Origin of the sequence: Microbacterium sp. MM2322 (assembly GCF_964186585.1) — a bacterium.
Taxonomy (GTDB): domain Bacteria; phylum Actinomycetota; class Actinomycetes; order Actinomycetales; family Microbacteriaceae; genus Microbacterium.
Genome location: NZ_OZ075067.1, coordinates 1,617,682 through 1,631,712, shown reverse-complemented (window position 1 = coordinate 1,631,712; position 14,031 = coordinate 1,617,682). Strand labels below are relative to the sequence as shown.

13 protein-coding genes are annotated in these 14,031 nt (G+C 69.2%); 9 read left to right on the top strand and 4 right to left on the bottom strand.

The features are described from left to right. Positions 1-6 precede the first annotated feature (6 nt). Both ABQ271_RS07990 and ABQ271_RS07985 read right to left on the bottom strand, forming a co-directional pair. Entirely contained in the window at positions 7-1,317 is a 1,311-nt protein-coding gene (locus ABQ271_RS07990) for an LLM class flavin-dependent oxidoreductase (protein ID WP_349308254.1), read from the bottom strand. Further along, a complete protein-coding gene (locus tag ABQ271_RS07985; protein WP_349308253.1) occupies positions 1,314-2,633 on the bottom strand; it encodes a PLP-dependent transferase in 1,320 nt (439 codons plus the stop codon). The genes ABQ271_RS07990 and ABQ271_RS07985 overlap by 4 nt, the downstream gene beginning before the upstream one ends. A gap of 229 nt (positions 2,634-2,862) precedes the next feature. Here ABQ271_RS07985 and leuC point away from each other — a divergent pair, with 229 nt between their 5' ends. From leuC to ABQ271_RS07955, 6 genes are all read left to right on the top strand, one after another. Next, complete coding sequence (gene leuC / locus ABQ271_RS07980) at positions 2,863-4,305, top strand: 3-isopropylmalate dehydratase large subunit (protein ID WP_349308252.1); 1,443 nt, start codon at positions 2,863-2,865, stop codon at positions 4,303-4,305. Between the two features lies 1 nt (position 4,306). Beyond that, a complete protein-coding gene (gene leuD / locus ABQ271_RS07975) occupies positions 4,307-4,903 on the top strand; it encodes a 3-isopropylmalate dehydratase small subunit (protein WP_349308251.1) in 597 nt (198 codons plus the stop codon). Between the two features lie 66 nt (positions 4,904-4,969). Then, positions 4,970-6,334 (top strand): UDP-N-acetylglucosamine 1-carboxyvinyltransferase, encoded by a 1,365-nt coding sequence (murA, locus tag ABQ271_RS07970; protein WP_349308250.1) that lies wholly within the window; start codon positions 4,970-4,972, stop codon positions 6,332-6,334. After that, the gene (locus ABQ271_RS07965; protein ID WP_349308249.1) at positions 6,331-7,101 is read left to right on the top strand and encodes a lysophospholipid acyltransferase family protein; all 771 of its coding nucleotides are present in this window, start codon (positions 6,331-6,333) and stop codon (positions 7,099-7,101) included. Before murA ends, ABQ271_RS07965 begins: the two co-directional genes overlap by 4 nt. Next, a complete protein-coding gene (locus tag ABQ271_RS07960) occupies positions 7,091-8,239 on the top strand; it encodes an NAD(P)H-dependent glycerol-3-phosphate dehydrogenase (protein ID WP_349308248.1) in 1,149 nt (382 codons plus the stop codon). The genes ABQ271_RS07965 and ABQ271_RS07960 overlap by 11 nt, the downstream gene beginning before the upstream one ends. After that, entirely contained in the window at positions 8,139-9,218 is a 1,080-nt protein-coding gene (locus ABQ271_RS07955; RefSeq protein ID WP_349308247.1) for a D-alanine--D-alanine ligase family protein, read from the top strand. The genes ABQ271_RS07960 and ABQ271_RS07955 overlap by 101 nt, the downstream gene beginning before the upstream one ends. Positions 9,219-9,224: 6 nt before the next feature. Here ABQ271_RS07955 and ABQ271_RS07950 read toward each other — a convergent pair whose 3' ends face one another. Next, positions 9,225-9,701: a DUF3515 family protein gene (locus ABQ271_RS07950; RefSeq protein ID WP_349308246.1), complete on the bottom strand. Its 477-nt coding sequence runs from the start codon at positions 9,699-9,701 to the stop codon at positions 9,225-9,227. Positions 9,702-9,723: 22 nt separating this feature from the next. Between ABQ271_RS07950 and thiL the strand changes: the two genes are divergently transcribed. Next, on the top strand, positions 9,724-10,695 hold the full coding sequence (thiL, locus tag ABQ271_RS07945) for a thiamine-phosphate kinase (RefSeq protein ID WP_349308245.1): 972 nt from the start codon (positions 9,724-9,726) through the stop codon (positions 10,693-10,695). On the opposite strand, the gene rsmD is transcribed toward thiL, so the two are convergent. Beyond that, entirely contained in the window at positions 10,665-11,267 is a 603-nt protein-coding gene (rsmD, locus tag ABQ271_RS07940; RefSeq protein ID WP_349308244.1) for a 16S rRNA (guanine(966)-N(2))-methyltransferase RsmD, read from the bottom strand. The genes thiL and rsmD overlap by 31 nt on opposite strands. Positions 11,268-11,311: 44 nt before the next feature. Between rsmD and ABQ271_RS07935 the strand changes: the two genes are divergently transcribed. Together ABQ271_RS07935 and coaD are read left to right on the top strand one after the other, a co-directional pair. Then, the gene (locus ABQ271_RS07935) at positions 11,312-13,459 is read left to right on the top strand and encodes an ATP-dependent DNA helicase RecG (protein ID WP_349308243.1); all 2,148 of its coding nucleotides are present in this window, start codon (positions 11,312-11,314) and stop codon (positions 13,457-13,459) included. A 42-nt stretch (positions 13,460-13,501) separates the two neighbouring features. Beyond that, the gene (coaD, locus tag ABQ271_RS07930) at positions 13,502-13,999 is read left to right on the top strand and encodes a pantetheine-phosphate adenylyltransferase (protein ID WP_349308242.1); all 498 of its coding nucleotides are present in this window, start codon (positions 13,502-13,504) and stop codon (positions 13,997-13,999) included. Positions 14,000-14,031: the final 32 nt, after the last annotated feature.

Below are 14,031 nucleotides of genomic sequence, written 5' to 3'. Positions count from 1 at the left end.
CGAGCGTCAGAAGGGGCGCAGGTTCGCCCGGAGGGACGGTTCGTACTCCCGGCGGAGGATGCCGCGACGCCGCAGGATCGGCACGAGTTCATCGAGCGTGCGGTGCACCGTGACCGGGTGGAGGTCGCCCCAGAGCAGGACACCGTCGTTGCCCCAGGTTCCGTACTCCTCGATGCGGTCGGCGAGCTCCATGGCCGTCCCCACCCACCCGGTCCCGTCGTGGAGCCGCCCCAGCCGGGCGTGCGCGGTGAGGATCGCGCGCAGCGTCGCATCCTCGTCGTGATGTCCGATCAGGCGCTGGATGCTGCCGTGCGAGACGTGCTCGCCGAAGATCGCGCGGTCGAGGGGACGGTCGAGGTCGAGCACGGTGAGGTCGGTCTCGAGGTCGCTCGACTGCCGTTCGGCGATGAGGCTGAGGGCAGCGTCATCCGGATGCCGCGACGCATCGACCAGTCGGTCTGCGTCGTCCGACGAGGCGACCACGGTCGGCTGGATCGCGAAGAGGATCGTGATGTCGTTCGGGGAACGGCCGGCGGCGACTGCGGCGTCGTGGATGCGGCGGCGATACGCACGCACCGAGTCCTCCGTCATCGGAGCGAGGGCGAGTTGGACATCCGAGTTGGCGCCGGCGAACCCGAGCCCCCGCGGTGACCCACCGGGAGAGACGATGACCGGCTCGCCGTCCGTGAACGGCACGGCGTTGAGCGGACCGTCGAAGGAGAAGTACTCACCCCGGTGCACCGCCGGTTCGAGCAGGGTGCCGTCGGCGTACCGGCCCGAGTCGGGGTCTGCGACGAGGGCGCCGTTGGGCCAACTCCGCCACAGCGCGGCGACCGCCGACATCCACTCTTCGGCCCGGTCGTAGGCGGCGTCGTGGCCGAGTTGCGGAGCGGTCCCGAAGTGCCGTGCGCTGCCCGTGTCGGTGACGACGTTGAGGCCGAGGCGGTGGCCGCTCAGATGCTGCAGCGTCGCGAACTGTCGCGCTGCGGTGTACGGGAGGTACGCCGCGGGGTTGACGGTCGGGACGATGCCGATGCGTTCGGTCGCCGCGAACAGGTACGGCGCGAGGAGCAACGGATCGAGCTTCGGACCGCCGAAGGCCTGACGCACCCGAAGGTCGATGGTCGATGCCGATCCCAGGGAGGGCGCGTCCTCGATGATGAGCAGGTCGAATCCCGCCTGCTCGAGCGTCCGTGCCGCCTGCTGATACAGCGCGGGTGAGGTCCAGTCGTAGTCCCAGTCGAGGTACGGATGACCCCATCCGTGCGGCCCGAACCCGCGAGCGAGGAACCAGCCGAAGTGCTGCGGCCGGCTCATGCCACGACCGCCACGTCGGTGGCGACGACGGATGCCGCGGCCCCGAGCCCGCGCGCCAGATCGGCGATGAGGTCGTCGACGTCCTCGATCCCGATCGACAGCCGGAGCGTTCCGGGGTGGACGCCGTGGGACGTGCGCTCCGACGGCGATCGGCGTGCGTGACTCGTCGACCCCGGGTGGAGGACCAGGGACCGCACGTCGCCGAGGTGGGTCATGTGCGTGATGACCGACAACTCCTCGACGAAGGCGCGGGCGGCGGTCAGTCCGCCGCGGAGCGTCGCCGTGAAGACCGAGCCGTAACCGCCGCGGAGGTAGTCGCGCGCGAGTCCGTGGGTGGGGTGGGTCGGTAGGCCGGTGTAGTCGACGCTCTCGACCTCCGGACGACCGGATAGCCACTCCGCGACGGTGAGCGCGTTACGGGACTGCCGCTCGACTCGCAGGCTGAGCGTCTCGATGCCCTGTCCGACGAAGAACGCGGTCAGGGGGGAGGGCGTAGGTCCGTATCTCGGGGCGACGCTCTCTCGCAGGTAGGCGATCCGCGCGCGCCCGCCGCGGCGGGCCCAGATGCTCGGGGACCCGTCCGCGCCGGGATCGGTCAGGTGCGGGAACAGGTGTCCCGACCGGACCGCGTCGAACCGTCCGTCGTCGACGACGACACCACCGAGCACCGACCCATGGCCCGAGAGGAACTTGCTCGCCGAGTGGACGACGATGGCCGCGCCGTGCTCGAGGGGCCTGAGCAGATAGGGCGTTGCGAACGTGTTGTCGACGACCAGGGGGATGCCGGCCTCGTCGCCGACCGCAGCGATCGCGGCGATATCGAGGACGTCGTTCCGCGCGTTCGCGATCGACTCCCCGAAAAGGACGCGGGTCTCGGGGCGGACCGCTCGGCGCCAGGCATCCGGGTCGGCGATGTCGTCGACGAAGGTGGTCTCGACGCCGAGGCGGGCGAGGTTGTCGACGAGGAGACCGCGGGTGCCTTCGTAGATGTGGGTGGAGCTGACGATGTGGGATCCCGCCTCGACGAGGCCGAGCAGCGCGACTGCGATCGCCGCCTGCCCGGAGGCGACCAGTAGCGCCTCGGCTCCGCCTTCGAGCGAGGCGAGCTTTCGCTCGACCGCGTCCACGGTCGGGTTGCCGGTGCGGGTGTAGCCGAATCCGTCGCCGGCGCCGAAATGGGCGGCGGCGGCGTCGAACGAGTCGAACGTGAAGCCCGCGGTGAGGTGGATCGGCAGAGCACGGGGGGTGGCGGCGGCGGCATCCGTCCCCACATGAACCTGTCGTGTCGTGAACCCGATCCGGTCTCGCTCCGTCATCTCCGGTCTCCTGTCCCTCAGACCCCACAGCGTGCCACGGTGGCCCTGGTGGGGGAGCGTCGTGAGACGCGGTGTTACGGAGAGCCGGGCCGACACGTCGCCGGTGAGCCGGTGATAGTCTGACGCCGTGCGGACCGCTCGACTCCTTATCGGCCGCGACGAGACCTCGATCTGAGCCCTCTCTCGTCGCGGAGGCTGTCGCGGGCGCCATCCGACATCAGGAGACACCATGAGCACGATTCCCGACCGTCCGCGGACCCTCGCCGAGAAGGTGTGGGACGACCATCTGGTCGTGAAGGGTGAGGGCGGCAGTCCCGACCTCATCTACATCGACCTCCACCTCGTGCACGAGGTGACCAGCCCGCAGGCATTCGACGGCCTGCGTGCCGAGGGGCGCCCCGTCCGGCGTCTCGACCTCACGATCGCGACCGAGGATCACAACACTCCGACCCTCGAGATCGACAAGCCGATCGCCGACCTCACGAGCCGCACCCAGATCGAGACGCTTCGCCGCAACGCCGCGGAGTTCGGCGTCCGGCTGCACTCGTTGGGCGACAAGGAACAGGGCATCGTCCACGTCGTGGGGCCCCAGCTGGGCCTGACGATGCCGGGCATCACCGTCGTCTGCGGCGACTCGCACACCTCCACGCACGGCGCGTTCGGCGCGATGGCATTCGGCATCGGCACGAGCGAAGTCGAGCACGTGCTGGCGACGCAGACCCTGCCGCTCAAGCCGTTCAAGACGATGGCCATCACCGTCGAGGGCACGTTGAAGCCGGGGGTGAGCGCGAAAGACGTCATCCTCGCGATCATCGCGAAGATCGGTGCCAACGGGGGCCAGGGCTACGTGCTCGAGTTCCGCGGCTCGGCGATCCGTTCGCTCTCGATGGAGGGCCGGATGACGATGTGCAATATGTCGATCGAAGCCGGTGCCCGCGCGGGCATGATCGCGCCCGACGAGACGACGTTCGCGTACGTCAAGGACAAGCCTCACGCGCCCCAGGGCGCCGACTGGGACGAGGCTGTCGCCTACTGGCGGACGCTCCCGTCCGACGAGGGCGCCGCCTACGACGCCGAGGTCTTCCTCGACGCCGATGAGCTGGAGCCGTTCGTCACGTGGGGGACGAACCCCGGACAGGGCGTCATGCTGAGCGGCATCGTCCCCGACCCCGCCGCGATGACCGAGCCCAACGAGCGAGCGGCGGCCGAACGCGCCCTCGAGTACATGGACCTCGCGCCGGGTACGCCTCTGAAGGAGGTGCCGGTGGATGCCGTCTTCATGGGCTCGTGCACGAACAGCCGCATCGAGGACCTGCGCCAGTTCGCCTCGATCGTGCAGGGTCGGACCAAGGCCGAGGGCGTCCGCGTGATGGTGGTCCCCGGGTCCGCTCGCGTCCGCCTCGAGGCGGAGGCGGAGGGACTCGACAAGGTCTTCACCGACTTCGGGGCCGAGTGGCGTTTCGCAGGGTGCTCGATGTGTCTCGGCATGAACCCGGACCAGCTCGCCCCGGGGGAGCGCTGCGCGTCCACGAGCAACCGCAACTTCGAGGGGCGCCAGGGCAAGGGCGGACGCACCCACCTCGTCTCGCCCCAGGTCGCCGCGGCGACGGCCGTGCTCGGCCGCCTCGCGAGCCCCAGCGATCTCGACGCACTCGCCCTGACGGAGGTCTGACATGGACAAGTTCACCCGCCACACCGGCGTCGGCGTGCCGCTGAAGCGCTCCGCCGTCGACACCGACCAGATCATCCCCGCGGTCTACCTCAAGCGCGTCACCAAGACGGGCTTCGAGGACGCGCTGTTCGCCAACTGGCGGCAGGACCCCGAGTTCATCCTCAACCAGGATGCCTACCGCGGCGCATCCGTCCTGGTGGCCGGCCCGGACTTCGGCACCGGCTCGAGCCGCGAGCACGCCGTCTGGGCGCTTCGCGACTTCGGATTCCGCGTCGTCCTCAGCACCAAGTTCGCCGATATCTTCCGCGGGAACTCGGGCAAGCAGGGCCTCGTCACCGGCGTCGTCACCGAGGACGTCCTCGAAGCGATCTGGGCGGCTCTCGAAGCCGAACCCGGGCGGGAGATCACGGTCGATCTGGAGACACGGACGGTGCAGGTCGGCGACCTCCAGGCCTCCTTCGACATCGACGATTACACTAGGTGGCGGCTTCTCGAAGGGCTCGACGACATCGGGCTCACCCTGCGTAGCGAAGATCAGATCGCACAATTCGAGGCGCGCCGCGAGGCGTGGCGGCCGCGGACCCTCCCCGTCCGCTGATCGGCCAGTGCCCCGCACAACGGGGCCGACCACGCTTCCTCGACACCAGTAATGAGGTCCCATCCCATGAACACACTTCTCAGCGACTCCGCGTCGACCCCCGCCAGCGGCGGCAGCTCCGGTCAGACGCTCCGGATCCGCGGCGGACGACCGCTGCGCGGTCGGGTCGAGGTGAAGGGGGCGAAGAACCTCGCCACGAAGGCGATGGTCGCCGCTCTTCTGGGTGAAACCGCCAGCATCCTGCGTGACGTTCCGGACATCAGCGACGTCCACGTGGTGCGCTCGCTCCTCGAGGTCCACGGCGTCCGCGTCGAGGACCTTGAGGACGGCGTGCTCCGGCTCGACCCGAGCGGCGCCGTCTCGGCGCACATGGAGGAGATCGACGCCCACGCCGGTGCTTCCCGCATCCCGATCCTGTTCTGCGGTCCGCTGCTGCACCTCCTCGGACAGGCCTTCATCCCGGACCTCGGCGGATGCCGCATCGGGGACCGCCCGATCGACTTCCACCTCGATGCGCTGCGCTCGTTCGGCGCCATCGTCGACAAGCTGCCGAGCGGCATCCGGCTGTCGGCACCGGGCGGACTGCACGGCGCGAACATCGAGCTCCCGTACCCGAGCGTCGGCGCGACCGAGCAGGTCCTCCTCACGGCCGTCCGTGCGAAGGGCACGACCGAGCTGCGGAACGCGGCGATCGAGCCCGAGATCATGGACCTGATCGCCGTCCTCCAGAAGATGGGCGCGATCATCTCCTACGAGCCGAACCGCGTGATCTTCATCGAGGGCGTCGACTCCCTCCGCGGCTACGACCACCGTGCGATCTTCGATCGCAACGAGGCCGCCTCCTGGGCGGCAGCGGCCCTTGCGACAGACGGCGACATCTTCGTCGGCGGCGCGAAGCAGCAGGAGATGCTGACCTTCTTGAACGTGTTCCGCAAAGTCGGCGGCGACTTCGACATCGCCGAGGACGGCATCCGTTTCCGCCGCGGCGGTGCGCTGAAGCCGGTGATGGTCGAAACCGACGTGCATCCCGGGTTCATGACGGACTGGCAGCAGCCCCTCATCGTGGCGCTGACGCAGGCCGAGGGCACGTCCGTGGTCCACGAGACCGTCTACGAGAACCGGCTCGGGTTCACTCGTGCGCTCGTCCAGATGGGCGCCGACATCGTCGTGCACCCCGACGGCATCGCGAGCTCGGAGCGTCGTGTTCCGCGGCGTGCACTCGAGCAGGCCGCAGTGATCAACGGACCGACCCCGCTTCGCGGCGCCGACGTCGTCGTGCCCGATCTGCGTGGCGGATACTCCTACGTCATCGCCGCGCTGGCCGCTGAGGGCGAATCGACCGTCCGCAACATCGGGATCATTCGCCGGGGGTACGAGAAGTTCCTCGAGAAGCTGACGGATCTCGGCGCCGACTTCGACGTCACGGAGTGACGCGGGTGAGTCCTCGCCGCCGAGCGTCGGCCGAGAAGAGGAAGCCGAGCGTCTTCTGGCCGGCTGCCATGATCGTGATCCCTGCTACGGCGTGGTTCGCCAAGATCGAGATCGAGGGGGCGGAGAACCTTCCCCTCGAGGGGCCCTACGTTCTGGCACCCAACCACTACAGCGAATTCGACCCGGTGATCGTCGCTGTCGCCACCTGGCGGATGGGGCGTGCGCCGCGGTTCATGGCGAAGGAGAGCCTGTTCAAGGTTCCCGTCCTGGGGTGGTTGCTGCGCGCGACGGGCATGATCCCGGTGGCACGGGCATCCAATTCCGCGGCCGCGAAACAGACGATGGCGCAGTCCAATGCCCTCGTCGCCGCGCAGAGCGGCGTCATCGTCTATCCCGAGGGGTCGCTCACCCGCGACCCGGACATGTGGCCCATGCGCGGCAAGACGGGTGCCGTACGACTCGCCCTCGCCCCGACGGAGACCCTTCCGGTCATCCCCGTCGCGACGTGGGGAGTCCAGGAGATCCTGCCGCGCTACGGACGGCTCCGTCTCTGGCCACCGCGCCGTCGTATCCGCGTGCTCGTCGGCCCGCCTGTCGACCTGTCGGGTTTCACCGACACGACACCCGCGACCCTCGTCGCCGCGACGGACGCCATCATGCGCGACATCTCGATCCTCCTCGGGCGCCTGCGGAACGAAGAGCCTCCCGCGGAGCGCTGGAACCCCGCGAAGCACGGACAGAACGAAACGGGGCGTCTTGACTCCTAGGGAAGCTCCCCGCCGCGACGTCGCCGGCCCGCGTGTCGCCGTTCTCGGCTCCGGGAGCTGGGGGACGACGTTCGGCAAGGTCCTCGCCGACGGCGGCGCGGACGTGATGATGTGGGCGCGCCGCGCCGAGCTCGCACATGAGATCCGCGAGGGCAAGCGGAACACGCAGTATCTGCCGGGGATCAACCTCCCCCGTGGTCTCTCCGCCACGCATCACCTCGACGAGGCCCTCGATGGTGCGACGCAGGTCTACATCGCGATCTCCAGCCAAGCCCTCCGTCAGAATCTGAAAGCGGTCCGCCCTCTCATCGGCCGGGGCGATGCCCCGATCGTCTCGCTCATGAAGGGCGTCGAGAAGAAGACCGGGCTCCGCATGAGCCAGGTCCTCGAGCAGGAGCTGCAGTGCGATCCCGACCGGATCGCCGTGGCATCCGGTCCCAACCTCGCCCTCGAGATCGCGCGGCAGCATCCCACCGCCGCCGTCATCTCATCGTCGAGCCAAGAGACCGCAGAAGCGGTGGCGCGTCTCGCGCGCAACCGCTACTTCCGGACCTTCGTCAACACTGATGTGATCGGCACCGAATTCGGCGGGGTGCTGAAGAACCTCATCGCCGTCGCGATCGGCATCGTCGACGGCGTCGGCTACGGCGAGAACACGAAGGCGTCGATCATCACGCGCGGTCTGGTCGAGATGACCGACTTCGCGGTGGCGCAGGGTGCTCGCCCCGAGACGTTGCAGGGACTCGCCGGACTCGGTGACCTCATCGCGACGTGCCAGTCGCCGCTGAGCCGCAACAACACCGCTGGCCGCCTGCTCGGGCAGGGGTACAGCTTCACCGAAGTCGTCAAGCAGATGGATCAGACGGCCGAGGGACTCGCTTCCGTCGCTCCCATTCTGCAGCTGGCGAAAGCCGCCGGCGTCCAGATGCCGATCGTCGAGCAGGTCAAGATGGTGCTCGACGGCACCATGAACCCGCGCGACATCGCACCGCATCTCACGACGGATGACGACGAGCCCACCGAGGAGAGGACTCAGAATGGTTCAGGCGGCAGTGGTTCTGCTTTTCGGCGGGCGATCCAGCGAGCATTCGATCAGTTCCGCCACGGCGGGCGGGGTGCTGCGGGCGATCGATCGTGACCGCTACCGTGTGATCCCGGTCGGGATCACGCGCGAGGGTGCCTTCGTCCTGGAGGACGACGATCCCGACAAGTTCGCGCTCGTCCCCGAGCGCCTCCCGGAGGTCGTCGACAACGGCACGCGCATCGTGTGGCCGGATTCCACCGCCCACCGGACGCTGTCGGTTCGCCGCCCGGATGGGACCGTGGAGTCGCTCGGCGACATCGACGTGGTCTTCCCGATCCTCCACGGCCGGTTCGGCGAGGACGGCACCGTGCAGGGCTTCCTGGAGCTGCTCGATCTGCCCTACGTGGGTGCGGGGCTGCTCATGTCCGCGATCGGGATGGACAAGCACACGACGAAAAGCGTGCTGCGTGCGGCGGGAGTCCCCGTCGTCCCGTGGGTCACTCTCACCCGCGCCGCTCTCGAGCGCGACGACGACCTGTGGCGCCGACGCGTGCGAGCCCTCGGTTTGCCCGTCTTCGTGAAGCCCGCTCGTGCGGGCTCGAGCGTCGGAGTCTCGAAAGTCTCGGCGTGGGACGAATTGGATGCCGCCCTCGACGTCGCGTTCGACGAGGACACGAGCGTTCTGGTCGAGCAGGCGGTGGTCGGCCGCGAGGTCGAGTGCGGTGTGCTGCAGGGACGTGACGACGGGGACCCTCGCGTCAGCGTCGCGGGAGAGATCGTCGTCAGCGGGCGGGACTTCTACGACTTCGAAGCGAAGTACCTCGGCGCCCCCGGAATCGATCTCGTCTGTCCTGCCGACCTGCACGACGGCGAACTGCGCGAGATGCAACGGATCGCAGCGCAGGCGTTCGAGGCCGTCGGCGGTCAAGGGCTGTCCCGCGTCGACTTCTTCTACACGGGCACCGAGTTCTTCGTCAATGAGGTGAACACCATGCCGGGCTTCACCCCGATCTCGATGTTCCCGACGTGCTGGATCCAGAGCGGGATGAGCTATCCCGACCTCATCACTGAACTGATCGAACTCGCACGCTGACGCTCGTCAGGGCTGCGTCTCGGAGGGGGCCACGCACTTCGCGGTGATCTCGAATCGCTTGGTGATCAGTCGACTCACGGCCGAGACGGGGCCGCTCGACGAGACGGCGTCGTAGTTGATGATGAGCTGGACTGCGGGCACCCGCCCGTAGGTGGTGATCCGGTACAGGGGCGCTCGCGAATCGTCCACGACCCAGTCGACCCCGTCGACCGTGAAGCACGGCAGGGTGGTCGGCCCGAGCGGCTTCTCCCCGCAAGCGAATTGGACGGTCGTCGGGTCTCCCCACGCCGCGGTGGACTGCGCGTCGGTCCACCGCCGCTGCTGGTCGCCGAGGACGTCTGGAAGCCGGACCATCACCTGCGCGCAACGCAGATCGTCGGCCTGCGGCGGCGTGTCGACGGCAACAGTGGACGAGCAGCCCGACAGAGCGGCGACACCGGCCACGAGGAGTGCGAGCGCGGCGGTCCAGCGGGTTCGGGGCATCGCTCCAGGCTACCGTGGACGCATGGGTGAGCTCCGCGTGCGCGACGTCTCCGAGAAGGACCTGCTGGGCCGCATCCTGGGCGTGCTGGGCCCGGCGTCACGGGCGGAGATCGGACCGGGCGACGACGCTGCTGTCCTTGCAGTGCCTGGGGGACGGATCGTCGCGACGACCGACACGCTCGTGCACGGTCCCGACTTCCGGCTCGCGTGGACGTCCGCGTACGACCTCGGTTTCAAGGCGGCTGCCGTCAACGTGGCGGATGTGGCGGCGATGGGCGCCCGGCCGACCGCCCTCCTCGTTGCTCTCGCCCTGCCGGACTCCCTGCCCGCGGCCTTCGTCGAACACCTCGCGACGGGGCTTCGTGACGCCCTTACGGAACTCGCACCGGGGTGCGCGGTCGAGGGCGGAGACCTGACGATCTCCGACACCCTGACCGTCGCCGTCACCGCTCTCGGTGTGCTCGACGGGGTCGACCCGGTTCTCCGGTCGGGCGCACGTCCCGGCGACGAGGTGGCCGTCGCCGGTGAACTCGGCGCGGCGGCTCGGGGCCTCGGCATCCTCTTCACGCGTTTTCGGGATGCCGACGGCACGCCCGTCGCCGTGGAGACCGGCGCGCTGTCGCCGGCGGAGCGTCACGACGTCGACGCGCAGTTGCGGCCCCGCCCGCCGGTCGAGCTCGGGGTCGCCGCCGCGCGCGCAGGAGCGACGGCGCTCATGGACGTCTCGGACGGCCTTCTCCTCGACGCGTCTCGCATCGCGGATGCGTCCCGGGTGACGATCTCTCTCGACGCCGACCTCGACGACGCCGCGCTGACGGGCGGGGAGGACCACGCACTACTCGCGTGTTTCCCTTCCGGGGCGACTCCGGCGGGATTCGAGGTCATCGGGCGCGTGATCGAGCGCGGCGAGTCGCCCGTCCTCGTGAAGGGCGCGGTGAGCGAGGAGCGCGGCGGCTGGGATCCCTACACGGACTGGGATTCGACGCTCGGCTGAGGCGGCCCCTCCGCCTGCGAAGGGCGGAGCCACCACAGGGTCGTGTCGCCGTACTTCTTGGCTCGGTCGACCATGAGGCCGTCCGGCAGCGCGGGGTCGCCGGAGCGGGTCGCCCGCTCGAGGACGACGACTGCGTCGGCGGACAAGCGTGAGACGAGGAACCCCAGGGTCGTTTCGACTTCGGTGTCGGGCATGTCGTAGGGCGGGTCGACGAACACGAGATCGAACGCGGTGCCGGCGGAGCGGAGGAATCCGTCGGCCGACGTCCGATGCACGACGAGACGGCGTCCCGGAAGGCTCCGCGCGACGGCGCGCACGTTGCGTTCGATGACGGATGCCGCTCGCGGCGCGCGCTCGACGAGGTCGACCGACGTGGCACCGCGGCTGACGGCTTCGAGTCCGAGTGCTCCGGAGCCCGCGTAGAGGTCCAGGACGGCTGCGTCGCGGATGAGGTCCGCAGACTCGAGGGCGCCGAAGAGCGATTCGCGCACACGCTCGCTCGTCGGCCGTGTGCCGGAGCTCGGCACGGCCAAGGGCAGCGATCCCGCCTCGCCCGCAATGATCCTCGTCACCCCGCCACGATAGCGGCGTCGGCGCCCGCTCATAGACTCGTCCCATGCCGTCGTACTCGCTGGACACGCCGCTCACCGACGCGGTCGGCGAGACGCTCGCCAAGGGCCTGCGCCGCGCGTTCCATATGACGACCGTCGGCGATCTGTTGGCCCACTACCCTCGGCGCTATGCGAACCACGGTGAGCTGACGCCGATCGCGGATCTGCCGCTGGGTGAACTCGTGACGATCGTGGCCGAAGTGCGCTCCGCGTCGACGCGACCGATGCGGGGGCGGCGTGGCGAGCTCGTCGAGGTGATCATCGGTGACGGTGAAGGCACGATGTCGCTGACCTTCTTCGGTCAGGCCTGGCGGATGAAAGACCTCCGGGCGGGGCGTCAGGGGATCTTCTCCGGGAAGGTGGGGGAGTACCGCGGTCAGAAGCAGCTCACGCATCCGGACTACGAGCTCTTCGACGACGAGGGAACGGCACGGTTGACGGCGGAGGCGTGGCGGACCCTCCCCATCCCGATCTATCCGGCGACGAGCACGTTCTCGAGCTGGCAGGTCAAACGGTGCGTCGACCAGGTGCTCCAGGGAGTGACGGGCGTTCCCGAGCCGCTGCCGCAGGCATTCCGTGAATCGCAGGGCCTCCTCGACGCTCGGACCGCTCTCGCACGGATTCACGCCCCCAACACGTTCGATCAGATCGACCCCGCGCGTGAGACTCTCCGCATGCACGAGGCTTTCGTGCTCCAGGCGGCTCTCCTCCAGCAACGGCAGTTCGTGAGGATGATGGCGGCGACTGCGCGGCCGGCCGGTGACCTGCTGACGCGTTTCGACGCAGCCCTGCCGTTCGAGCGCACGCCCGATCAGGTGGAGGTCGGCGATCGCATCGCCGCCGATCTCGTTGCGCCCTGGCCCATGAACCGCCTCGTCCAGGGTGAAGTCGGCTCGGGTAAGACGCTCGTGGCCCTTCGTGCGATGCTCCAGGTGGCGCAGTCCGGGGGGCAGTCGGCCCTCATCGCCCCGACCGAGGTGCTCGCCGCTCAGCACGTCCGCTCCATGGCGCGCATGCTCGGGCCGGAGCTCGCCCCCGAACTCATGCCGACGCTCCTCACCGGCCAACTGGCGGCCGCCGAACGGCGACGTGCCGCCCTCCGGGTCGCATCCGGCCAGTCGCGCATCGTCGTCGGAACGCACGCTCTCCTCAGCGAGTCGACCACCTTTGCCGATCTCGGCCTCGTCGTCGTCGACGAGCAGCACCGTTTCGGAGTCGACCAGCGCGAGACGCTCCGGGCGAAGGGAAGCTCGCCGCACGTCCTGGTGCTCACGGCGACGCCGATCCCGCGGACCGTCGCGATGACCGTGTTCGGCGACCTGGATGTGTCGACGATCCGCACGATGCCCGGCGGTCGAGCCGGCATCTCCAGTTTCGTGGCCCCGGTGGGCGAGAAGCCCGCGTGGTTCGCACGGGTCTGGGAGCGCGTCGCCGAGGAGGTGCGGCTCGGACGGCAGGCGTTCGTCGTCTGCCCGGCGATCGACGCATCGACGGATGCGGGCGAGGAGGAGGCTCCCGAGGGAGGAGAGCCGGGGAAGACCCGGTGGGGCGTCGTCCAGGCCGCTGCTCTCCTTGCGGGGCATCCCGACTTCCGCGACATCCGTGTGGAGATCCTCCACGGCAAGATGCCGGGCGACGAGAAGGATGCCGTCATGCAAGCCTTCGCCCGTGGGGACATCGACGTCCTGGTCGCCACGACCGTCGTCGAGGTCGGGGTGGATGTGCCGAACGCGTCGACGATGGTGATCCTCGAGGCTGATCGTTTCGGCGTCTCGCAGTTGCATCAGCTCCGCGGCCGCGTCGGTCGAGGATCGGTCCCGGGGCTCTGCCTCCTCGTCACGGAGGCCGACCCGTTCACCCCGGCTCGGCAACGCGTCGAGGCTGTCGCGGCGACGACGGACGGGTTCGAACTCGCGGAGGTGGACCTCGACCTCCGCGGGGAAGGCGACGTCCTGGGCGACGCCCAGTCGGGTGTTCGTTCGTCGCTGCGCCTTCTTCGCGTCGTCGCCGATGCCGACCTCATCGCGACGGCACGCGCCGAAGCGGAGCGACTTCTGGCCGAAGACCCCGCCCTTGCCCGCAACCCCGGGCTGGCCGCCGCGATCGCCGGCCGCGTGGGTTCCCGCGAGCGCGCTGCGCTGGCCAAGAACTGAGCCCAGGCGCATCGGGGGTCTTCTGTCATTAGGATCGACGACATGAACAACCGGATCGCGGTGGTGCCAGGCTCGTTCGACCCGCCGACGCTGGGGCACCTCGACGTCATCCGCCGCGCCGCCGCGCTCTACGACCAGCTCCACGTTCTGGTCGTTCACAATCCCGGCAAAGAGGCCATGCTGCCGATCGCTCAGCGGCTCACTCTTCTCGAGCAGTCGATCGCCGAAGGCGACATCGAGGGCGACGTCGTCGTCGCAGCCTGGAGTGTGGGCCTGCTGGTGGACTACGCCACGGACGTCGGCGCGGGCGTGCTGGTGAAGGGCATCCGTTCACAGGTGGACGTCGCGTACGAGACCCCGATGGCCATCGTGAATCGCCACCTTGCGCACGTCGAGACCGTCTTCCTCCTGCCCGATCCCGCGCATGCGCTCGTATCCAGTTCGCTGGTCCGCCAGGTGGCATCCCTCGGCGGCGACGTGTCGCCGTTCGTACCCGGTCCGGTGGCGCGCTTCCTCGACACCGGAGCCCGTACGGGCTGAGTCGACCCGACGGGGCCTCGGCACGCGTACGA